The sequence below is a fragment of the Stenotrophomonas sp. a6 genome (assembly GCF_030913325.1).
Taxonomy (GTDB): domain Bacteria; phylum Pseudomonadota; class Gammaproteobacteria; order Xanthomonadales; family Xanthomonadaceae; genus Stenotrophomonas; species Stenotrophomonas maltophilia.
On sequence record NZ_CP133161.1, the window covers coordinates 2385066 to 2407267 of the forward strand.

The 22202-nt window shown below is 67.2% G+C and carries 21 protein-coding genes; 11 read left to right on the forward strand and 10 right to left on the reverse strand.

The window, feature by feature from the left end:
• Positions 1–28: 28 nt before the first annotated feature.
• The 4 genes from Q9Q79_RS11085 (at position 29) to Q9Q79_RS11100 (ending at position 3279) form a co-directional block, all read left to right on the forward strand.
• Entirely contained in the window at positions 29–766 is a 738-nt protein-coding gene (locus tag Q9Q79_RS11085) for an MgtC/SapB family protein (protein ID WP_049448085.1), read from the forward strand.
• Positions 767–1077: 311 nt separating this feature from the next.
• Positions 1078–2133, forward strand: a complete 1056-nt coding sequence (locus Q9Q79_RS11090) for an ATP-binding protein (protein ID WP_201861997.1) — start codon at positions 1078–1080, stop codon at positions 2131–2133.
• Positions 2126–2767, forward strand: coding sequence for a response regulator (locus Q9Q79_RS11095; RefSeq protein ID WP_201861995.1), 642 nt, complete (start codon positions 2126–2128; stop codon positions 2765–2767). The genes Q9Q79_RS11090 and Q9Q79_RS11095 overlap by 8 nt, the downstream gene beginning before the upstream one ends.
• Complete coding sequence (locus Q9Q79_RS11100) at positions 2764–3279, forward strand: DUF1697 domain-containing protein (RefSeq protein ID WP_201861993.1); 516 nt, start codon at positions 2764–2766, stop codon at positions 3277–3279. The genes Q9Q79_RS11095 and Q9Q79_RS11100 overlap by 4 nt, the downstream gene beginning before the upstream one ends.
• Before the next feature lie 101 nt (positions 3280–3380).
• Here the strand turns inward: Q9Q79_RS11100 and Q9Q79_RS11105 are convergent, their stop codons facing one another.
• Entirely contained in the window at positions 3381–4553 is a 1173-nt protein-coding gene (locus tag Q9Q79_RS11105; protein ID WP_201861992.1) for a low temperature requirement protein A, read from the reverse strand.
• Positions 4554–4562: 9 nt separating this feature from the next.
• Entirely contained in the window at positions 4563–4829 is a 267-nt protein-coding gene (locus Q9Q79_RS11110; protein WP_005409816.1) for a hypothetical protein, read from the reverse strand.
• A gap of 204 nt (positions 4830–5033) precedes the next feature.
• On the opposite strand from Q9Q79_RS11110, the gene Q9Q79_RS11115 reads away from it, so the two are divergent.
• The 4 genes from Q9Q79_RS11115 (at position 5034) to blaL1 (ending at position 9875) form a co-directional block, all read left to right on the forward strand.
• Positions 5034–5558: an RNA polymerase sigma factor gene (locus tag Q9Q79_RS11115; RefSeq protein WP_012480387.1), complete on the forward strand. Its 525-nt coding sequence runs from the start codon at positions 5034–5036 to the stop codon at positions 5556–5558.
• Complete coding sequence (locus Q9Q79_RS11120; RefSeq protein ID WP_049395957.1) at positions 5555–6406, forward strand: FecR domain-containing protein; 852 nt, start codon at positions 5555–5557, stop codon at positions 6404–6406. Before Q9Q79_RS11115 ends, Q9Q79_RS11120 begins: the two co-directional genes overlap by 4 nt.
• Before the next feature lie 71 nt (positions 6407–6477).
• The gene (locus tag Q9Q79_RS11125) at positions 6478–8907 is read left to right on the forward strand and encodes a TonB-dependent receptor (protein ID WP_201861991.1); all 2430 of its coding nucleotides are present in this window, start codon (positions 6478–6480) and stop codon (positions 8905–8907) included.
• A 95-nt stretch (positions 8908–9002) separates the two neighbouring features.
• The gene (gene blaL1, locus Q9Q79_RS11130) at positions 9003–9875 is read left to right on the forward strand and encodes a L1 family subclass B3 metallo-beta-lactamase (RefSeq protein WP_012480390.1); all 873 of its coding nucleotides are present in this window, start codon (positions 9003–9005) and stop codon (positions 9873–9875) included.
• 122 nt (positions 9876–9997) lie between these two features.
• Here blaL1 and Q9Q79_RS11135 read toward each other — a convergent pair whose 3' ends face one another.
• Positions 9998–10534, reverse strand: coding sequence for a DUF411 domain-containing protein (locus Q9Q79_RS11135; RefSeq protein ID WP_012480391.1), 537 nt, complete (start codon positions 10532–10534; stop codon positions 9998–10000).
• A gap of 651 nt (positions 10535–11185) precedes the next feature.
• On the opposite strand from Q9Q79_RS11135, the gene Q9Q79_RS11140 reads away from it, so the two are divergent.
• Complete coding sequence (locus Q9Q79_RS11140; RefSeq protein ID WP_286242980.1) at positions 11186–12187, forward strand: DUF4034 domain-containing protein; 1002 nt, start codon at positions 11186–11188, stop codon at positions 12185–12187.
• 18 nt (positions 12188–12205) lie between these two features.
• Here the strand turns inward: Q9Q79_RS11140 and Q9Q79_RS11145 are convergent, their stop codons facing one another.
• The gene (locus Q9Q79_RS11145; RefSeq protein WP_201861989.1) at positions 12206–14488 is read right to left on the reverse strand and encodes an FdhF/YdeP family oxidoreductase; all 2283 of its coding nucleotides are present in this window, start codon (positions 14486–14488) and stop codon (positions 12206–12208) included.
• Between the two features lie 244 nt (positions 14489–14732).
• On the opposite strand from Q9Q79_RS11145, the gene fdhD reads away from it, so the two are divergent.
• Complete coding sequence (fdhD, locus tag Q9Q79_RS11150; protein ID WP_111198326.1) at positions 14733–15572, forward strand: formate dehydrogenase accessory sulfurtransferase FdhD; 840 nt, start codon at positions 14733–14735, stop codon at positions 15570–15572.
• A 765-nt stretch (positions 15573–16337) separates the two neighbouring features.
• On the opposite strand, the gene Q9Q79_RS11155 is transcribed toward fdhD, so the two are convergent.
• Entirely contained in the window at positions 16338–16874 is a 537-nt protein-coding gene (locus Q9Q79_RS11155) for a peroxidase-related enzyme (protein WP_133050488.1), read from the reverse strand.
• Between the two features lie 106 nt (positions 16875–16980).
• Here Q9Q79_RS11155 and Q9Q79_RS11160 point away from each other — a divergent pair, with 106 nt between their 5' ends.
• On the forward strand, positions 16981–17877 hold the full coding sequence (locus Q9Q79_RS11160; RefSeq protein WP_201861987.1) for an AraC family transcriptional regulator: 897 nt from the start codon (positions 16981–16983) through the stop codon (positions 17875–17877).
• Positions 17878–18046: 169 nt separating this feature from the next.
• Here the strand turns inward: Q9Q79_RS11160 and Q9Q79_RS11165 are convergent, their stop codons facing one another.
• From Q9Q79_RS11165 to Q9Q79_RS11185, 5 genes are all read right to left on the reverse strand, one after another.
• Positions 18047–18604, reverse strand: coding sequence for a TetR/AcrR family transcriptional regulator (locus Q9Q79_RS11165; RefSeq protein WP_005409827.1), 558 nt, complete (start codon positions 18602–18604; stop codon positions 18047–18049).
• A gap of 4 nt (positions 18605–18608) precedes the next feature.
• Positions 18609–20141 carry an MFS transporter gene (locus Q9Q79_RS11170; RefSeq protein WP_049396104.1) on the reverse strand — a complete coding sequence of 511 codons (1533 nt, stop codon included), beginning with the start codon at positions 20139–20141 and terminating at the stop codon, positions 18609–18611.
• Positions 20142–20292: 151 nt separating this feature from the next.
• Positions 20293–21039: a hypothetical protein gene (locus tag Q9Q79_RS11175; RefSeq protein WP_065183952.1), complete on the reverse strand. Its 747-nt coding sequence runs from the start codon at positions 21037–21039 to the stop codon at positions 20293–20295.
• Complete coding sequence (locus Q9Q79_RS11180; protein WP_065183953.1) at positions 21039–21659, reverse strand: DUF3299 domain-containing protein; 621 nt, start codon at positions 21657–21659, stop codon at positions 21039–21041. The genes Q9Q79_RS11175 and Q9Q79_RS11180 overlap by 1 nt, the downstream gene beginning before the upstream one ends.
• Complete coding sequence (locus Q9Q79_RS11185) at positions 21649–22200, reverse strand: DUF3299 domain-containing protein (protein WP_044570292.1); 552 nt, start codon at positions 22198–22200, stop codon at positions 21649–21651. Before Q9Q79_RS11185 ends, Q9Q79_RS11180 begins: the two co-directional genes overlap by 11 nt.
• Between the last annotated feature and the right edge of the window lie 2 nt (positions 22201–22202).

The following is a 22202-nucleotide window of genomic DNA, read 5'->3' on the forward strand; positions in this document are numbered from 1 at the left end:
CCCGCCGCCTTGTCCAGGGAGAATCACAATGGACATCAATCCGAACCTGCCGGCGTTCAACGCCGGCGCAACCCTGAGTTCGCTGATCAGCCTGTCGGTGGCGTTCGTGCTGGGCACGGCCATCGGCCTGGAACGGCAGCTGCGCCAACGCACCGCCGGCCTGCGTACCAATACGCTGGTGGCGGTGGGCGCGGCGGTGTTCGTCGACCTGGCCGTGCGCTTCCATGACCTGTATGGCGGACCACCCTCGCCGCTGCATGTGGTGGCCTATGTGATCTCCGGCGTCGGCTTCCTCGGCGCCGGCGCGATCATGAAGGACGGCGCGCAGGTGTCCGGCCTGAACACCGCCGCCACCCTGTGGGGATCGGCAGCGGTGGGAGCATGTGCAGGTATCAAGCTGCTGCCGGAAGCGGTCCTAGCCGCCGTCTTCGTGCTGGCCGCCAACACCCTGCTGCGGCCGGTGGTGAACCGCATCCAGCGGCAGCCACTGCCGGAAGCGTTCAGCGAGGCGACCTATGCGATCAACGTGGTCTGCCAGCGCGAGCAGCAGGCCGAGGTGCTGGACCAGCTGTTGCTGCTGCTTGAGCAGGCACAGTACCCGGTGCGCGCGGTGGACCAGCGCCCGTTCGGCGAGCGCGACGTGGAGATCGAAGCGGTGCTGTATGCCACCACGGTGGATGCCGGTGAGCTCGATGCCGTGCTGGCCACCCTGGCGACCACGCCCGGTGTGCTGCAGGGCTTCTGGAACGCCAGCCTGGAGGAGTAGTGCCGGCCGCTGGCCGGCAACCTCGTGATCTCCGAAGCACCGTGCATCGCTTTGGTGGGTGCCGACCGTTGGTCGGCACAGAACCTTCAGAGACCGTGTCCATCCCTGCGGTAGTGCCGGCCGCTGGCCGGCAACCTCGTGATCTCCGAAGCACCGTGCAGTTGCCGGCCAGCGGCCGGCACTACCAGGCATCGCTCTGGTTTGTGCCGACCAACGGTCGGCACCCACCACACAAGAGCACGCCGACCCAGGTCGGCATCCACCAATGCCGGCTTTGCTATCCTTTCCGCCCACGCCCGGGAGCATCCCCGATGCCATCGCTGTCGCCCCGCCGCCCGCTGGTGCTGCTGGCCCTGATCGTCGTGATGGCGGCGATCTTCCTGATCGATACCGTCACCGATTACGCCGTCGCTGCGGCCTGCTTCTACGCAGCGGTCATCCTCGCGGCGTCGCGCGTGCTGAGTGCGCGCGGGCTCATCACCCTGGCCATCGCCTGCATCGCGCTGACCGGGTTGAGCTTCTTCCTGACCCGCTTCGGTACCTACCGCATCGGCCTGGTCAACTCGGTGATCGGCATGCTGGTGATCGGCATCACCACCTATCTCGCTCTGAACATGGAAGCGGCCAAGGCCGCCGTGCAGGAAGCGCAGGGCCGCCTGCTGCGGGTGGCACGCGCCTCCACCGTGGGCGAGCTCACCACCTCCATCGCCCATGAAGTCAACCAGCCACTGGCCGCCATCGCCAGCAGCGCCGAAGCCTGCCAGCGCTGGCTGGCACAGGACCCACCGAACGTGGACAAGGCCCGGCAGACCGTAGCCCGCATCCTGGCAGACGCGCACCGCGCCGGTGACGTGATCGCCCGCATCCGCGGCCTGACCCAGGGCGCGGCACCGGAACGACGCGCCTTCGACCTGAACCAGGCGGTGGAGGAAATGCTGGCGCTGTCGCGCAGCGAGCTGGACCAGCATGGCGTGGCCGTGGCGCTGCTGCTGGACGCCGACCTGCCGCCGGTACACGCCGACCGCGTGCAGGTGCAGCAGGTGATCGGCAACCTGATCCTCAATGCAGTGGATGCAATGGAAGCCATACCCGCAGCCGACCGTCGCCTGTCACTACTGACCCGGCGTGACGGCCAGCAGGTCAGTCTCAGCGTGCGCGACCGGGGCGTGGGCCTGCCCGCCGATCATCCCGAGCGTGTATTCGATGCGTTCTGGACCACCAAGTCACATGGGCTGGGACTGGGCCTCAGCCTGAGCCGTTCGATGATCGAAGCCAATGACGGCCAGATCCGCGCCGAACGACCAGCAGGCGGCGGTGCCTGCTTCGTGTTCGACCTGCCCATCGCCTCGGACGTTCAACATGCGTAAGCCCGCTGCCCCAGCCATCGATCCAGCGCCCATCGTCTACGTGGTCGACGACGATCCGTCGGTGCGTGCCGCACTGGAAGACCTGCTGGCCTCGATGGGCCTGCAGGTGCGCGCCTTCGCCTCCACCCAGGCCTTCCTCGAACACGACCTGGAGGACGCGCCGGCGTGCCTGGTGCTGGACGTGCGCATGCCCGGCCAGAGCGGCCTCGAATTCCATCGCACGATGGGCAGCCACGGCCTGCAGCTGCCGGTGGTGTTCATCACCGGCCACGGCGACATCGCCATGGGCGTCAACGCAATCAAGGATGGCGCCATCGAATTCCTGACCAAGCCCTTCCGTGACCAGGAGCTGCTCGATGCCATCCACAAGGGCATCGAGATCGACCGCCAGCGCCGCCGCGACGGCGAGGCACTCGGCGCGCTGCAGCTACGCTGGGACACCCTCAATGCCGGCGAGCGCGAGGTGGTCGATGGCGTGGTACGCGGCCGGCTCAACAAGCAGATTGCCAGCGACCTCGGGGTCAGCGAGATCACGGTGAAGGTGCGCCGCGCGCAGGTGATGCGCAAGATGGGCGCGCGCACCCTGGTTGACCTGGTACGCATGTACGACCGCCTGCAGGCGGGGACGCCATGAACGTCCACGTCGCCTTGCTGCGCGCGGTCAACGTCGGCGGCACCGGCAAGCTGCCGATGCGCGAACTGGTGGCGATGTGTGAGGACGCAGGCTTCGCCGATGTCCGCACGTACATCGCCAGCGGCAACGTGGTGTTGCGCAGCTCGCTCGACGAAACAGGCGTGCGCCAGACCCTCGGCCAGCGGCTCCAGGCCTATGCCGGCAAGCCGGTGGGCGTGCTGGTGCGCTCGGCCAACGAGATTGCCGGCGTGGTGGCACGCAATCCGTTTGCGCAGGCGGCCGGCAACCGTGTGGTCGCCCTGTTCCTCGACGGCAGCCTGCCCGCCGACCCGCTGGACGGCGTGACCGGCCGGCGCGACGAACAGCTCGCACTCGGCACGCGCGAGATCTTCATCCACTACGGCGCCGGCATGGCCGACTCGCGCCTGCGGATGTCCTATGCCCGGCAAGGCACTGCCCGCAACATGAACACGGTGGGCAAGCTTGCAGCGATGGCCGCCGCGCTGGCCTAGCCTGCCAGCATTTCTTGTGCAGCGGTGCTGAAGTCGAGTGTCAATCGACTGCTCAGCGCTTGCGTTCGATGGCAGCTGGAGCGCTTTGCTGACGCAACGGATCACGCCCGCTGCAGGCGACGCTTCAACCGCGTATCCATCAAGCCCACGGCCAGCAGCACCGCACTGGTCAGCCAACCGGCGGCCAGCAGATGGGTGTGCGGCAGGACCACGCCCAACACGACCAGCGCCACGGCACCGAACAGATGCGAATACGGGGGGCGCCCGTACACAACGCGCTTGTAGAGGGCGCTGCCAAGCAGGTAGATCAACGGCCCGGCGACCAGCACCGTTGCATATACCGGCGTCACCGCCGCTTCCGGGTGATCCATCACCAGGTCGTTGCCCACCGCGGTGGCGATGATGCCGGCGATCAGCAGCGCATGCACGTAGTGGAAATTGGCGCCCATCCGCCCGGGGTCCTCGGAATGGGTGATCGCCGCGGTGGCGTCGCGGCTGGAGATGCCGAAATACAGCCACCACATGGCGATGGTGCCGGCGAAGGTGGCGAGCACCGCAGACACCACCGCAGCACTCCACTGCTCGACCTCGCTGAGCACGCCACCGGTAGCCAGCAGCGTCTCGCCGAGTGCGACGATGACGAACAGCTGGCAACGCTCGGCCAGGTGCCCGCCTTCGATGGTCCACTCGCGGGTGTGCGACCGGCCCAGGCCCGGAAACGCGAAACCGAACATCGGCGAGATGTATTCGCAGGCCACCGCCACCGCCCACAACGCCAGGCGCAGATTGCCCTCGGCGGCGGCGCCCGCCAGCCAGAAGCAGGCCGACACGCTCACCCACGCCAGCATGCGTCGGAAATTGGGCGCCAACGGATGGCTGCGACCGACCTCCAGCAGCACGAACGCCGTGCGCCCGACCTGCATGGTGGCGTACGCCCCCGCGAAGACCCAGGCGCGTTCAGCGAAGGCCTCGGGAATGGACGAGGACATCAACAGCGCCAGCAACATGGTGACGAACAGCAGGCTGCGGATGCGTGGCGCCTCGGGATCGAACCAGTTGCTGACCCAGCAGGCGTACTGCCAGCCCAGCCAGACCGCGAACCACAGCACCAGCGTCTGCATCACCCCGATCAGGTCCAGGTGATGCAGCAGATGGTGGCTGAGCTGGGTAACCGCAAAGACGTAGACCAGATCAAAGAACAGCTCTTCGTAGGTCACGCGGGCGTGGTGGCCATCGCGCTGGCGCAGGGCAGGCGGTCTCAGTCGTGTGCTCATGGCCGTCCTTCAGCGCGCCAGTCGCCAGTACAGCAGTCCAGCCAGCAGGGCCGGCACCGCGAACACCAGCAGCAGGATCGGCAGTTCTTCCCGCACGGCGTAGTCCGCCTTGCTCACGCCCACCCACATGTTGGCCAGCGTCACCAGCAGCCAGGTGGCGATGAACGCGAGCAGGGCCGTGGGCAACTGTGACTGGCCTACGCTCCACAGCCGCCCGAAGAGCAGGAATACCCCCAACAACAACACCCCACCCACCATCACCAGAAGCACGTGCATGGTCCATCTCCTTGAGCCTGCTTGCAGGCTAGCCGCGGCCGATTCTGCGCTCCAGACGATGATCGTGGTTTCACTTTCCAGTTCCGACGAACAATCCCCGACCCGCGCCCCACATGACAAACGCGAACGGTTCCCATTAGTATTGCGTCATCGCGCAGGGATGCCCTCCCCCGCGCGCGCCCCTTGCCCTTGCTTCCGGTCCGGATGTCCCAGCTGCCTTCCCTACCCCCTCCCGCGCTGCCGCTGGTGTCCTCGCTGGTGCGCCATTACGAGGAACTGGTGGAGTACCTGCGCCGCCGTTTCCGCTCGCCGGGTTTGGCTCGTGAGGTGGTGCACGATGTCTGCGTGCGCCTGCTGGAACGCCCGGCCGCCTACGATGCACGGCAACCCATCGCGCTGCTGCGGCGGATCGCGCACGATACGGCGGTGGATCGCTGCCGCGCCGAGGATCTGCGCCGGCACTGGGTGGAGGCGCGTGCCGAGCTGCCCGATGACGCCTGCCCGCGCCCCGGGCCTGAGCAGCAGGCGCAGGGACAACAGGCACTGCAACGATTGGGCGCCACCATCGAACGCATGCCCTGCCGCCGCCAGCAGGTCTTCATCCTGCACAAGATCCACGAACTGCCACAGGCTGAGGTTGCCCGCCGCATGGGTATCGGCCAGAAGGCGGTGGAGCGCCACCTGCGCCTGGCCATGGTCGATTGCCAACGGTCGGCTGGCCTGCGATGAGCCCACAACCGCCGCCGTCCACACCGCAACCGCCGGTCCAACCCGCAACCACCGACCAGGTGCTGGACCAGCATCGCGATGCCCTGAAGGAACGCTTCCCCATGCCCAGCGCGGATGCGCTGCAGCGTCGTCGCGGTGGACGTGCGGCGAAGATCGTCCTGCCGCTGCTGCTGATCACGGCCACGGGCGTGTTCATTGCCGACCCGGCATGGCAGGTGCACGACTATCGGAGCGCGGTGGGCGAACGCCGCGGCATCCGCCTGCCCGATGGCAGCCATCTGCTGCTCGACGCCGGTACCCATCTGCAGGTTCGCAGGCACATCCGCTCGCGGCAGGTGGTGCTGGTGCAGGGCCAGGCCCGTTTCCAGGTGCGGCACTCGACCTGGCGCCCGTTCGAGGTCGAGGCCGGGGCGGTGCATGTGCGCAACTACGGCACGGTGTTCGACGTTGACCGGCAGGGTAGCCTCAGCGAGGTAACCCTGTGGCGCGGCGAGGTGGGCGTGCGTGTGGACGGCGGGGGCGCCGAGCAGCGCCTGAAGCCGGGGCAGCGTGTGCTGGCCCAGCCAGGATCGTTGTCTCCGCCGGAAGCGGTGGACCCGGATCGAGCCGACTGGACCCGTGGGCGGTTGCAGTTCGACCGCATGCCGTTGGCCGAGGTGCTGCGCATCCTGCAGCGCTATCACGACCGTCCCATCGTGCTGGACGACCCGGTACTGGGGCCGCTGCAGGTGTCAGGCGTCTTCGATGCCGACCGCGCCGAAACCGTACTCGCGCTGCTGCCCGAGATCCTGCCGGTACAGGTGCACACCGCTTCCGATGGCAGCCTGCATCTGCGCGCCCGCGATTGAATGCCACACCGAGGGTGGGTTGCGCGTCGTCCCATCCGGCAAGTGCTTGAACCCTTCCGAAGGACCCCCGCATGACCCGCCCTGTTCCGCCTGCCGCCCTGCGCCGGCTGGCCCCTACCCTGCTCGCTGCCTGCCTCTGTGCGGCCCTGCCCGCCACTGCGCAGACCGCTGCATCCGCGCCCGTCGAGCTGCACCTGCCGGCCGGCCCGTTGCAGGCCTCGCTCACTGCGCTGGCGCGGCAGAGTGGCATCCAGCTGCTGTTCGCCGCCGACAGCGTGAGCGGCCGCAGCGCCCCGGCTGTTGATGGCCGCTACACCCCGCGTGAGGCCCTGCAGCGGCTGCTGGCAGGCCAAGGCCTGGCGATGCAGGAACGTTCGCCAGGGGTGTTCGTGGTGAGTGCCGCGCCAGCGCCGGCGAAGCCGCGCATCCCGGCCCGGGCCGCATCATCGGCGCCGTCATCCGCCTCGACGACGTCGCTGGCCCGCGTCACGGTCTCGGCCTCGACCGCGCGCATGCCGCAGGGCGAGACCGCCATGCCCAATACCATCACGGTGCTGACCCGCGAGGACATCGCCCAGCAGCTGGCATTGAGCTCGGATGTGTCGCGGGTGCTGTCGTCGCAGATCCCGGCGTTTGCCCCGGCGCGCGAGAAGATGTCCAACTACGGCGAAACCATGCGCGGCCGCGGCATCCTGTACATGGTCGACGGCGTGCCGCAGTCCACGCCGCTGCGCGATGGCTCGCGTGATTCGCACACCATCGACCCGGCGATGATCGAACGCATCGAGGTCATCCACGGTGCCAACGCGCTGCAGGGCATCGGCGGTACCGGCGGCATCGTCAACATCATCACCCGCAGTGCGCCCAATGAGCCGGGCGCGTTCCTGCTCGACACCAATGTCAGCTACAGCGCTGCCGTGCCCAGCCGCCACGACGACAATGGCCAGCGCGGCTCGGCACTGGTGGGCGTGCGCGGCGAGCAGTTCGACCTGGTCGCTGGCCTGGCCTATGAGAAGCAGGGCCTGTATCACGACGGCGAGGGCCGATCGATCGGCACCAACGCGCAGGGCGAGCTGATGGACTCGACCTCATCGAACGTATTTGCCAAGCTGGGCTGGAACATTGCCGACGGCCACCGCCTGCAGGTCATGGCCAACCGCTACGAACTGCGCGGGCTGGACAACTACCTGCCCATCAACGGTGACTACCGGACCGGTCGCCCGACCATTTCGGTTCCCGGCGATACGCCGCTCGATCCGCCGATGAACCGCTCGCGTTCGCTGACGGTGGACTACAGCGCCGCCGACCTGCTCGGCGGCCGTTTCCAGGCGCAGGCCTTCGCGGTCGATTTCGAAGGCCGCTACGGTGCCAGCCAATGGGATCCATGGGGCAACACCGGCGCCAATGCCGCCTGGGACCAGACCCAGAACGAATCGGACAAGCGCGGCTTCAAGCTGACCCAGAGCTGGAGCCGCATCGCCGACACCACGCTGGACGTGACCCTGGGCCTGGACGGCCTGCGCGACCGCACCCACCAGGTGCTGCTGGCCAGTGGCATGAACTGGGTGCCGCAGACCACCTACCAGAGCCTGTCACCGCTGCTGCAGCTGCACTGGTGGCCGACCGATCACCTGATGCTGTCCGGCGGCCTGCGCTACGAAAAGGGCGAGCTGGAAGTAGGCGACTACACCACCCTGCCCCGTTACGGCGCACGCAAGGTGGCCGGTGGCAAGCCGACCATGAGCGAGACCCTGCCCAACTTCGGCGCGGTCTGGTACATCAACGATCGCCTCAACGCCTATGCCTCGTACTCGGAAGGCTACACCGTGGCCGACGTCGGCCGCGTGCTGCGCGCGATCAACCGCGACGGACAACGCGTGGACAGCCTCGTCGACCTGTCACCGGTGGTGTCGGACAACCGCGAGATCGGCCTGGAGTACGACGATGGCCGCTTCAGCGGTGACATTGCCTACTACACCTCCGAATCCGAGCTGGGCTCGGTGCTGATCTACGATCCGGGCATCGATGCCTATGCGGTGCAGCGCCAGGCCACCCGCGTGGAAGGCTTTGAAAGCAACCTTCGCCTGCGGTTGGGCAACAGCCGCCTCGGACTGGGCTATGCACGCGCCAACGGCCGCTACGACGCCGACGTTGACGGTCGCCTCGACAGCGACCTGGCTGGTGTGAACATCGCGCCGAACCGGCTGACTGCGTTCTGGGAACAGAGCTGGACGCCGCAGCTGAGCACCCGCCTGCAGGCCAGTCACGCCTTCGACCGCGACTTCGACCTGCGTGGCGCGCGGGTGGCCGAGTTCAAGGGTTACACCACCGTGGATCTGGTCGCGCGCTATACGCTGGACAAGCATGCCTTCACGCTGGGCGTGCAGAACCTGGCGGACAGGCAGTACATCAGCTACTACTCGCAGACCACGCCGTCGAACCCGAGCTATTTCTCCGGCCGCGGCCGGGTGCTGACGCTGGGATGGCAGTACCGGTACTGATCCATGGCGTCCTTATGGGAGCCATGAAATCTATGCGAGACGCGATGAAGGAGGCCCATGCTAGTTTCTGGGCCTCCTTCAAGCGGACGTGGATCATGCGTTTTACCCTGCTCGCCTTCGCCCTGGCCGTCGCTCTTCCGGCCGTCCACGCCAGCGCCGCCGAGGCACCGCTGCCACAACTGCGGGCCTATACCGTGGATGCGTCCTGGCTGCAGCCGATGGCGCCGCTGCAGGTTGCCGACCACACCTGGCAGATCGGCACCGAGGACCTGACCGCGCTGCTGGTGCAGACCGCCGAGGGCGCAGTACTGCTGGATGGCGGCATGCCACAGATGGCCGGTCACCTGCTGGACAACATGAAGCTGCGCGGCGTGGCCCCGCAGGACCTGCGATTGATCCTGCTCAGCCATGCGCATGCCGACCACGCCGGCCCGGTCGCCGAGCTCAAGCGTCGCACCGGCGCGCATGTGGCGGCCAATGCAGAAACGGCGGTGCTGCTGGCGCGCGGCGGCAGCAACGACCTGCACTTTGGCGACGGCATCACCTATCCGCCGGCCAGCGCCGACCGCATCATCATGGACGGCGAAGTGGTCACGGTGGGCGGCATCGCATTCACCGCGCACTTCATGCCGGGGCACACCCCGGGCAGCACCGCCTGGACCTGGACCGACACCCGCGATGGGAAGCCGGTGCGCATCGCCTACGCCGACAGCCTGAGTGCACCGGGTTACCAGCTGAAGGGCAATCCCCGTTATCCGCGCTTGATCGAGGACTACAAGCGCAGCTTCGCAACGGTACGGGCGCTGCCCTGCGATCTGCTGCTCACCCCGCATCCGGGCGCCAGCAACTGGAACTACGCCGTCGGCAGCAAGGCCAGCGCCGAGGCACTGACCTGCAACGCCTACGCGGATGCGGCCGAGAAGAAGTTCGACGCGCAGTTGGCCAGGGAAACGGCCGGGACCCGCTGATTCCGAAGCGTCGAGCTTGCTCGACGGAGCCGCAGAGCAGTCGAGCACGGCTCGACTCTGTAAAGAGCAAGTCGGCCGCGAGGAAAGGTGCCGGTCAGACCGACCGGCACCACCACTGGCTGTCAGCCACCTTGCCCGTGCTGGGCAAACGGCTCGGTGCTGCCGTCGGTGCGCACCAGCTCGACGGTGTACGGCTGCACGTAGCCGTCCGGCATTTCCATGCCCGGCGAACCGGCCGGCATGCCGGGCAGCACCAGCCCGCGCGCGGCCGGGCGTTCGGCCAGCAGGCGCTTGATGTCCTCGGCCGGGATGTGACCCTCGACCACGTAACCGCCGATCTCGGCGGTATGGCAGGAGGCCTTGCCGACCGGCACGCCCAAGCGGACCTTGATCGGGTTCATGTCATCGGTGTCGCGCACATCGACCTGGAAGCCGGCGGCCTTCAGGTGGTCGACCCAGATGCCGCAGCAACCGCAGCTGGCGGTCTTGTGCACGATGGCGACCGGCAAGGCTGGATCGATCTTGGCCGGGCTGGTCTGGGCCGGTGCCGGTGCTTCGCTGGCGACCGGTGCCGCGGAGGATTCTTCGGCGGCACGAGCGCAGGCGGTCGTGGCCAGCACGGTGCCCAGCAGCAGGCCGAGGGAGAGAGTACCGTTCATTGAGTGATTCCTTTGCAGAGGCGGGCAACGTAGCCCGCCGCCCGCGCATCGAAGGCGCGGGCAGAGTCGAGAAGAAGTCGAGCAGCTACGGCAGGCGCGTAGGGCCTGCAGGAAATCACGCGATGGGGGGCCGCAGCGGGTCGAGTCTCGGCGGCGGTGCGCGTTGCTGGGCATTGGCCGGAACAGGCGCTTCGCGCCAGGGCGAGGCCGGCGTTCCGCTCAATGTCGCCAGCATGCCAAGACAGGCGGGTGGGCATTCGCACTCACCACTCTGGCAGGCCGCCGGGGCCGTATCATCGCAGCAGCCGGCTGCCGCCATCGCGGCCGCGTGCGGTGCAGCGCAGTGATCCTGATTGGCCGATCCGCCGTACGAAGACGAGGCAAGCGCCAGCGCCGGTGCATTCAGCACCAGGGCGACAAGCAGCATCCAACGCAGCAGCAGGCCAGGCAGGTTCACCCGCCGATGATAGCCGATGCAGGCGCCCTCAGTGGGCTGGCAACGACCCTGACAGCTTGACAACCACGCGGTCGACTTGCGCGACGCCCCTTGCTATGGCGAGATGGCAATCGTGCCACCCTGCATTGCCACGCCGCTGCCCCTGTCCCCGACACGGAGTTTCCCTCATGAATGGATTCATGCGAACACTGCTTGTGGTGCTGCTGTTGTCGTGCGCGACCATCACCCACGCCGAAGAACCAAGCGAAGATGAAGCAAGCGAACGCGCTGAAGTCTCCCGGCAGGCACAGCAACTGCTGGAGAAGCAGGATTTCGCCAGACTGGAGCAACTCGCCAGTCGTTACCGGGATACGGATCGCTACTTCAGCAGTGGTGTCTGGAAGCTTTCGGCGTACTACGTAGGCATCGGCTATGCCTTCAGCATGAGCAACCGTGACCCGGCCTACTGGCAGGGTCGCGAGAAGCTCGTGCAGGCGTGGATCTCGCGCTACCCCAGGTCGCCGTCGGCGCGCCTGGCCATGGCTGAGATGCTCAGCCGCCAAGGCTGGAGCATCCGCGGCCCCGGCTATGCAAATACGGTGAAGGAAGAGGACTGGGCACCGTTCAAGGCGCTGCAGCAGCAGGCCGTTGACTACCTGCTGAAATACAAGGACATCGCCAGCACGGACCCGTACTGGTACGAGTCGATGGAACACCGGGCGATCGAACAGAGTTGGGATGCAGACCGCTTCTTCGCATTGCATGACGAAGGCATCGCGCGCTATCCGGGCTACTTCCCGCTCTACTTTGCTGCCGTGCGCTATTTCGCTCCGAAGTGGGGAGGCGATCCGGCTGGCCTGGAAGCCTATGCACGCAGGGTCATGGCTGCGGCCCCACCGCAGGACCAATACATGCTGTACGCCCGTATCTACTGGGTCGCCTCGCAGCGAGAGTACGAGGACCGTTTGTTCACCGCGTCGAAAGTGAACTGGCCGACCATGAAACGCGGCTTCGAAGACGTGCTGTCACGTTATCCCTCACCATGGAACCTGCAATCATTCGCGTACTTCGCCTGCCAGGCCAATGATCCCGTCAAGGCCCGTGAACTGCTGGCGCAGATCCAGGAACCGATCGTTGGCGCTTGGCGGGATACGGCCAACTATTTCCGTTGTTCCTTTGCTCTGGATGAACCCAACCCACATGCCGAAGGCCCATAGGACTGGATTCATCCACTGCTAGGCGACCGCCGCCATCGCCCGCATCCGCACCGGGATCGACTTGGCCGCCGGCGTGCCGCTGAGGCGGTCGTAGTAGTCCAGCGGCAACAACGGGTTCAGTTCGGGGTAGTAGCCGGCCAGCGCGCCGCGCGGCATCGGGTAGTCCAGTACGGTCAGGCCCTCGATGCGCCGCTGCACGCCATCACCGCTGATCGTCTCCAGGCTGACCCGCGCCTCCTTGTCCAGCCCGCGCGCCAGCCGGTCCTCGATGTTCATGAACAGCACCATGCGATCGTTGTACACGCCGCGGTAGCGGTCGTTGTAGCTGTAGATGGTGGTGTTGTACTGATCGTGCGAGCGCACCGTGGCCAACCGCAGCATGTCCGGGTCATGTACGGGGTCGTCCACGTCCAGGCCGGGCATTACCAGGATGTTGGCCTTGCCATTCGGCGTGGGCCACACCCGGCGGCGCGGCGGAATGTCCAGATGGAAACCGTGTGGCTGCCGGATGCGCTCGTTGAAGCCGGTGTAGATCTCCGGATACACCGCAGCAATCAGCTCGCGGATGGGTGCGTAGTCGTGCATGCAGCCGGCCCAGTCAACCCTGCTGTCGGGCAGTGTGGCCAGCGCCATGCGGCAGACGATTTCGACCTCGGGCAACACATCGGCGCTGACCGGTTCGAGCACGCCGCGCGAGGCGGTCACATTGGACATCGCGTCTTCGATGGTGACGAACTGCTCGCCGGCCGGCGTGACGATGCGCTCCGAGCGCGCCACCACCGGCAGGATCAGCGCATCGCGGCCATGAACCAGGTGCCCACGGTTGAGCTTGGTGGCGATCCCCACGGTCAGGTCCAGCCCACGCATTGCCTCGTACGCGCGCGGCGTATCGGGCACGGCATGAATGAAGTTGCCACCCAGGCCGATGAACACCCTGGCGCTGCCGTCCAGCATCGCCTCGATGGATTCGACCACATGGTGGCCATGCTCACGCGGCGGGTCGAAGCCGAACACCTGCTGCACGCGGTCGAGATAGGCCGGCTTGGGCTTCTCGTCGATGCCGACGGTGCGGTCGCCCTGCACATTGGAATGGCCCCGGATCGGCCCGATGCCAGCACCGGGCTTGCCGAAGTTGCCACGCAGCAACAGCAGGTTGGCGACCTGCTGCAGCAGGCGCGAGCCGTACTGGTGCTGGGTCAGCCCCATGCCGTAGCAGATCACGGTGGCATTGGAGCGGATGTAGATCTCCGCACAGCGACGGATCTGCGCCTGCGAAATGCCGGAAACCTGCACGATCTGGTCCCAGTCCTGCGCCATCACGTCTTCGCGCAGCGGCTCCAGGCCCACCGTGTGTTCGGCGAGGAAGGCATGGTCGAGCACACGCTCACCCTGCGCCTCGCGCTCGAACATCACCTTCATCATGCCCTTGATCAGGGCCAGGTCGCCGCCGATGCGGATGTGCACGAACTCGCTGGTGATCTCGGTCGAACCGAACGTGGCCATCTGCACCATGTCCTGCGGCTCGGCGAAGCGGATCAGCGCGCGCTCGGGCATCGGGTTGACCGCCACGATCGGAATGCCGCGTTTGCGCGCCTCGACCAGGTTGCTCATCATCCGCGGTGAATTGGTGCCGGTGTTCTGGCCGATCACGAAGATCGCCTCGGCGTGCTCGAAATCCTGCAGCACGATGGTGCCCTTGCCCACCCCGATGGCCGGCGGCAGGCCGCGGCTGGTCGGCTCGTGGCACATGTTCGAGCAGTCCGGAAAATTATTGGTGCCGAACTCGCGCACGAAGATCGAATACAGGAACGCCGCTTCGTTGGGCGTGCGTCCGGAGGTATAGAACTCGGCCTGGTGCGGGCTGTCCAGCGCCTGCAGGTGGCGGCCGATCAGTGCGAAGGCATCGTCCCAGCTGCACGGCACGTAGTGATCGGTGGCCGCGTCGTAGCGCATCGGCTCGGTCAACCGGCCCTGCATCTCCAGCCAGTAGTCGGTCTGCGCCATCAGCTCGGTAACGGTATGCCGGGCGAACAGCTCACGACCGGCACGGAACTGGGTGGCTTCCCAGGCCAGTGCCTTCGCGCCGTTCTCGCAGAACTCCAGCTTCTTGCGTTCGTCGGCATCGGGGAACGCGCAGCTGGGGCACTTGAAGCCACCGGGCTGGTTCATCGCCAGCAACGCCTTCGACCCCTTGCCGATCACACTCTGCTGCAGCAACACCTTGGCGGTGGCTCCGGCGGCACCCCAACCACCGGCGGGCTGGTTGTAGGGCTTGTAACGCGGCGGCTTCTGCTCGGACATGTTCGGGAACCTGACGGGAGGAACGCGGCAACAATGGGCACAACGCGGTCCGGCGGCGCTTTCGGACGCACAGCCAGCCCCACAGTCAAACACGGCCTGCACGGCTTCGCCAGTGGGTGCGCGCTGTTTTCAGCGCAGCCTGCCATGACAACGGTTACACCTGCGTCAGCGCATGGCCACTGCGCTATTCTCGATGGCGTGGGTGGTCCACCACCTGCGTATCTCCCTTGTCCGGACGCGCTGCATGCCTGATTCGACCCCACCGCACACCCCGCCTGCCGGCACGGCCCAGCGCCCGTTGCAGCGCTGGCGCAGCGAGGGGCGACAGCCCCTGGTCGACGTGGTGGCCGAGGAAGTGCCGGTGGCGCTGCGTTACAACGACGCCGCCTTCGCGGTGATGATGGCCACGCCCTGCGACCTGGAGGACTTTGCGCTTGGGTTCTCGCTCAGCGAGGGACTGATTGCTACGCCCTCGCAGCTGCTGTCGATCGACATCCGCCCACAGCTGGAAGGCATCGAACTGCAGATGACCGTGGCCGAGGAGGCACCCGGTGCCGGCCTGGACCCCGCCAATGGGCGCCTGCTGCCCGGCCGTGGTGGCTGCGGCCTGTGCGGCACGCGCCAGCTGGAGGAAGTGCTGCGACCGCTGCCGCAGATCCGCGAACGCCGCAGCTATTCCGCCACCGCCCTGCAGCGGGCGGTGGCGACCTTGGCGCAGCACCAGCCGATGAATGCGGCAAGCGGTTCGATCCACGCCGCGGCCTGGGCCGACGCCAGTGGGCGCATCGGTTGGGTACGCGAGGACGTGGGTCGCCACAATGCACTGGACAAGCTGATCGGCGCCCTGCATCACAACGAGCACGCCATCGACGGTGGGTTGCTGGTGATTTCCAGCCGCGCCAGCTACGAAATGGTCAGCAAGGCAGCGCGTGCGGGAGCCAGCGTGCTGGCGGCGGTTTCGGCGCCGACCGCGCTGGCGATCGACCTGGCCCGCAGTGCCGGCCTGTGCCTGGTCGGGTTCGCACGGGAAAGCGGGTTCAATGTGTATACCCATCCCGAGCGGCTGCAGGCAGACGACATTTAGCGTCGACTGGGTAGTCGTCGACTGGGTAGAGTCGACTGTCAGTCGACTGCTCTTCGTTCAGCCCCCCCGAAAACCCCGCGCTGCGCGCGATAGTCGACTGACAGTCGACTCTACCCGGTCGGCTCCATTCAGACCGGCCCGGGCGACCACTGCCACCCGGGCCAGGCCAGGTCTCAGCGCAGCGCGACCTTCGGGAAGTCCACCGGCACGTCAAACGCTGCGTTGTAGAGTCAACTGTCAGTCGACTGCTCCTCGTTCAGACCCCCGAAAACCCCGCGCTGCGCGCGATAGTCGACTGACAGTCGACTCTACCCGGTCGGCTCCATTCAGACCGGCCCGGGCGGCCCGCTGCCACCCGGGCCGAACCGAATCTCAGCGCAGCGCGACCTTCGGGAAGTCCACCGGCAAGTAACGCTGCGTTGTAGAGTCGACTGCTCTTCGTTCAGACCCCCCGGAAACCCCGCGCTGCGCGCGATAGTCGACTGACAGTCGACTCTACCCGGTCGGCTCCAATCAGACCGGCCCGGGCGACCACTGCCACCCGGGCCAGGCCAGATCTCAGCGCAGCGCCACCTTCGGGAAGTCCACCGGCACGTCGAACGCTGCGTTGTAGAGTCGACTGTCAGTCGACTGCTCTTCGTTCAGACCCCCCGAAAACCCCGCGCTGCGCGCGATAGTCGACTGACAGTCGACTCTACCCGTCTACCCGGTCGGCTCCATTCAGACCGGCCCGGGCGACCACTGCCACCCGGGCCAGGCCAGATCTCAGCGCAGCGCGACCTTCGGGAAGTCCACCGGGACGTCGAACGCTACGTTGACGTAGTTGGTGAACAGGTTGAGCGCGACGTGGGCGAGGATCTCAACGATCTGCTCATCATCGAAGCCAGCCGCACGCAACGCCTGCACATCGCCATCGGCAATCTGCGCTCGTTGCTCGACTACCTTCAGCGCGAAGTCCAGTGCAGCGGCGGTAGCCGGGTCGTTGGACTGGCCGATCTGCGCAGCGGCCATCTGCTCGCCGCTGGCGCCGGCCTTGCGGCCCAGCGCGGTGTGCGCGGCCAGGCAGTACTCGCAGGCATTGCGGTTGGCAATGGCCACGGCGATCTGCTCGCCCAGCAGCGGCGACAGGCGACCGCCGCCCAGCGCGCCGAACGAACCCCACATGCTCTGCAGCGCGGCCGGCGAATTGGCCACGGCACGGAACATGGCCGGGGTGGCGCCGAAGGCGGCGTGGACCTGGCCCAGCAGGGCCTGACGGTCGGCGGTGGTATTGGCGGCATCGATCAGGGGGACACGGGACATGGTGGATCTCCTTGGGAAAGCGCCCGGGATTGGACGACCCGCTCATCCTAGGTAGACTCCATGGACGAATCAGGCGCAATAAACCACATATGTTGTCCATTCATCCATGAACGTGTCCGCCGACGCTTCCGCGCCCGACCGCCTCTCCTCCCTGCTGGAACGCTTCCGGGTGCAGGCCGCGCTGTTCCACAGCGGTCCGCTGTGCGGGCGCCACGTCTTCGAACCGCAGCCCGGTCGTGCCTTCCTGCACATCCTGCGCCAGGGTGAAATGGAGGTCCGTCATCCCGGAGGCGATATCGCGCTGCCCCGGTTGAAGATCGACACACCCAGCCTGCTGCTGTATCCGCAGCCGCTGCACCATGTGTTCTTCAACGCACCGCTGGATGGCCCGGATTTCACCTGCGCCACGCTGGACTTCGATGGCGGCGCGCGCAATCCGATCGTGCAGTCGCTGCCACCGGTGATGGTGGTGCCGCTGGCGGCGATCGGCGAACTGGATGACACCCTGCACCTGCTGTTCGCCGAGGCCGATCGCCAGCGCTGCGGTTCCCGGCTACTGACCAACCGCCTGTTCGAGGTGGCGCTGATCCAGATCCTGCGCTGGGTGGTGGACCACCCGGAAGCGGCGGGCGTCAGCCATGGGCTGATGCGCGGGCTGTCCGATGCGCGGCTGGCCCGTACGCTGGTGGCGATGCACCAGGCGCCGCAGGACGAATGGACGCTGCCGCGCATGGCTGCGACTGCCGGCATGTCGCGCAGCGCGTTCGCGGCGGTGTTCAAGGAGGTGATGCAGGCGACGCCGGCCGCTTATCTGCTGGACTGGCGGCTGAGCCTGGCCTGCGCGCAGCTGCGGGCAGGCGTGGCAGTCAAGCAGGTGGCGATCGAGGTGGGGTTTGCCGATACCGCCTCGCTGTCGAAGGCGTTCCGCAAGCGGCTGGGGGTATCGCCGAGGGCGTGGCTGGCCGCGGGCGCCGCGCAGGCTGGGCAGACGCGCGAGGAGTAGAGTCGACTGTCAGTCGACTAGCGCGCGAAGCGCGGGTTTTCGCTGTCTGATTGAAGAGCAGTCGACTGACAGTCGACTCTACCGAAGCAGCATTTTCGTGGCCTGACCGAAGGGCAGCCGACCAGCGGTCGGCTCTACCACGGGCGATGTCTGCGCGCCGGCTGGCCGCTCAACTGGACGTTCCGTCAGACTTCGCCAACAACCCGGCGATGCGCTCGGCAACACGGGCGCGCACGCCTTCGTCCAGCTGGCCTTCGTACATCGCCTCGTAGATCCACAGGCCATCGGCGGCCAGGCGCGCCACGAAATTGTCGAGCGTCGTCGGATCGACATTCCCGGCCTCCGGCGCGGATGGTGCCCAGCGCCGTACCGCCGGTCCCCACGGACGCTCATCGGCGTCCGGGTCCGCCGATTCCAGCATGAACATCAGTTCGGCACGGGTGGCACTCTGCGCCGAGACACGCACGAAGGTCTGGTAACGCTCCAGTGCCGTCGCTTCATCCGCGCGCTTGCCCAGCAGCGTTTCCATCGACGTTTCCCAGGCCTGCACCAGGTGCTCGTCGATGCCGCGCAGCAGTGCCTCGCGCGACGGGAAGTGGTACAGCAGGCCGCCGCGGGTCAGCTTGGCCTCGGCCGCCACCGACTCGAAGGTCACCGCACGCACGCCGTCACGATTGATCACGTTGACGGCGGCGTCGAGGATGCGGTCGCGCTTGCTGGTTCTCATCGCTTCATTTTACGCGATCGGCCGCACCTTCGCGGCTGCCAACGCGGCCGCGCAGCAGGCGCGCCAGGATCGTCGCGCCCAGCGCCAGCACTACGGTGATCACCAGCAGCACGATCTGGTAGCCACGGTCATATGCGGCCGCAGCCAGTGCGAACCACTCACCCTGCCCGCTCTCGCGCGCGACATGCAGCGCCTGGGTGAACCCCCCGCGGGCGAGCACCGGCATATCGGCCGAGACCGGCAGGAACGCGCTGTACATCGCGGCGCTCAGGCTGCCCAGCATCGCCACCGCCAGCAGGCCGCCGAATTCGTAGGACACCTCTTCGACCGACGAGGCCATGCCTGCGCGGTGTGCCGGCACATTGTTGAGGATGGCGGTGGATGCCACCGAGATGGCCGAACCCATGCCGAAGCCGGTGATGGCCATACCAGCCACCACCCAGCCAAGGCCGTGCGGAAAGCCGAACGCCACCACGCCGACGCCCAGCGCACCTGCGGCCAGGCCACCACAGATCAGCGGGCGCAGGCCCACCCGGTGCAGGATGCTGCCGCCCAGCAGCGCGCTCGGAAGGCTGCCCATTGCCGCCACCGAGACCAGCAGGCCCGCCTGCAGCGGCGTGAAGCCTGCCACCAGCTGGAAGCGCTGGGTGGTGACCAGCTGCAGGCCAGCCATCGCGAACAGGGTGAACACCGCCGACAGCGTGCCGGCCAGGAACGCAGGATTGCGGAAGATCACAAAGTCCAGCAGCGGGTACGGCAGCTGCTGCTGGCGGCGCGCGAACGCCGCACCGCTGATGACGGCCAGCAGCAGCGCGCCCGCGCCCAGCGCATACGACGGCGGCGTAGCGATCAGCGACTTGATCGCCAGCACCAGGCCGGACAGCGCCGCCAATGCCAGCACCGAGGACACAAGGTCCCATGGCCGCGAGGTGTCGCGCTGGCCTTCCGGCGCCAACAGCAGCGTGGCCACGAACGCGACCACCACCACCGGCACGTTGATCAGGAACACCGAGCCCCACCAGAAGTGCTGCAGCAGCCAGCCGCCAATGATCGGTCCGAGCGCCGCGCCGACGATGGCCACCGAACCCCAGATCGCGATGGCGATGTTGCGTTCGCGCTCTTCGTGGAAGCTCAGGCCGATCAGCGCCAACGTGGCCGGCATCATCGCTGCGGCACCGACCGCCAGGAAGGCACGTGCGGCAATCAGCTGCGCTGCGGTGTCGGCGAACGCCGCTGCCAGCGAGGCGACGCCGAACACCACCAGGCCGATCAGGAACATGCGGCGATGGCCGATGCGGTCGCCCAGCGTGCCCGCACCCAGCAGCAGGCCGGCCATCACCAGCGGATAGGCGTTGATGATCCACAGCGCCTGTCCGGCACTGGCCGAGAGTTCCTCGGTCAGCGTCGGCAGTGCGGTGTAGAGCACGGAGTTGTCGAGCGTAACCAGCAGCAGGCCAGCGGCGACGGTAAACAACAGTGCCCAGCGGCGGGCACGCGACAGGGCCGGAGCACCGGCCAAGGGCTGGGACAAAGCCATGGGAGAACCTGGCGGGGTGGATTACGACCATAACTATACAGGATGTCCTGTGCAGTTATGGTCGTCGGAGCCAGCCGATTCAGTTTTTGTAGAGGCGGGCATGCTCGACGGGGCCGCCAGCCAGGCATGGCCTCGCTCTACTGGTGAACGATTACCGGCAGTCCTCCGGCAGCGCGGCAATCGCCGACACCACCGCGCTCTGCATGCCCTGCCCCACGGCGGCGTCCAGCTCGCCACCAATGTCACCATGCTGGCGCCGCAGTTCGTCCTCGCACAGGCCGCGCACGCGCGCACGGGCATTCGCGCGCAGGCTGCTGCATCGCCAGTCGGTGCCACCCAGCGGCAGCACCGAATACACCACGCTGTTGCAGGCGTTGCCGGCGCGCTGCTGCAACGACAGTCCGCCGAAATCCCGCGGTTCGCTGCTGCGTTGCGGGTCGAAGTAGCTGTCCGGGAACGTGCGCGCGTACTGTTCGATGTCCACGGCCACGCGGCGCCCATCGGCCAACGGCATCTGCAGCGGCTGGCCGCACTGCGTCGCATCGGCGCTATGCTGGATGTACTGGTAGATCGGCCGGTCCAGCGAAGGATCCTGCTGGGTCACCGCACTCACCGCCGCCAGCACCGGCAGCGACGCACGATTGGCCATGCGCGCCAGCACTCCCGCCTGCGCCGGCTGGCAACGGTCGCGCACTGTTGCTGCGAGCAGGAACAGCACGTCGTTGCGGAACGCGTGGTCGTCACCCAGGCGCTGTTCGATACGCTGGCTGGCATTGGACGTCGGCGCCGGAAACGCGACCGCAGGCGGCGCGACGGGTGCGCGCTGCCGCTGCCACCACAGCAGCAGCACCACCCCGCCCAGCAGCACCCCGGCAGCCATGATCCATCGCCTGCGCATCAGTTGCGGATTACCGTCAGCGTGGCTGCCGCGGCATCGTAGGACGCGCTGGCGATGTCCGCGTCGAAACGCTTCACCCGCAGGCGGCCGGCAAGCCGGTACGGATCCCACAGATCGCCCAGCGCGATCGGTGTCGCCAGGGTCACGTGGATGATCTGGTTCGGTGGTGGTGGCGGCACGTGGATGCACGCGCCGTAGAACGGCACGAACAGCAGTTCATCCACCAATCCTGCATCGTTGGTGCCGAGCGGTACCACGTAGCCATCCAGATCCACCGTGCGACCATCGACAGCATCGACCACGCGCGAAGAGCCGAACTGCTTGGCGCGATCCGGGCTGGAATGGTCGATCTCCTGCCCCGGCGGCGTGCCTGAGCCGGTGTCGTCGATCAGCCTGCCCACATCATCCATGCCACCGCGTGACAGGCCGATCTGCGGCGGCGGGCGCTGATAGGTGACCTCGTCGGGCCGCAACGCATCCCAACGGTCGATGGGGGCTTCGGCCGTGGCGGAGGGCGCCGGTTTGTCCTGCGGCGTGACCCCCACCGCATCGCCGCCAGGCGCCGTGCAGCCCGCCAACCACAGGCATCCCAACGCCAGCAACAGGTGACTACGGTTCATACGGCCTCAGCTGTGCGTCACGCATGGTGTAGGCCGAACCGGCCAGATCGTCGTCCAAGCGTTCGGCATGCAAGGTGCCGGCCAGGAAGAACGGCGAATACATGTCAGGCATGTCGATCGGCCGCGGCAGCACCACGTGCACGATCTGGTTCGGCGGCGGTGGTGGCACGTGGATGCAGGCGCCGTAGTACGGCACGAACAGGAATTCGGTCAGCCGCCCGTCCTGCGCGTTGGCCAGTGGTACCACGTAGCCCGGCAGGCGCACCGGCCGCTGCAGTACCGTGTCCACGGTGCGGAAGGTGCCGAACTGCGGCATGCGCCGGTTGCCGTTGTGTTCGACTTCCGGGCCCTCGCCGCGTTCCAGCGCGGCCAGCTCGTCCTTGGGCATCATCTGCAGCCAGTCCAGCTCCTGCTCTGCCGCATCCGCAGCGTCAGCGCGGTCGACAACCGGCGCGGGTGGCAGGGCCTGCACACCGGTATCCACCGGCCGCTCGCAGGCAACCAGGGCCAGTACCATCGGCAGCGACAGCATCCAGCGCATGC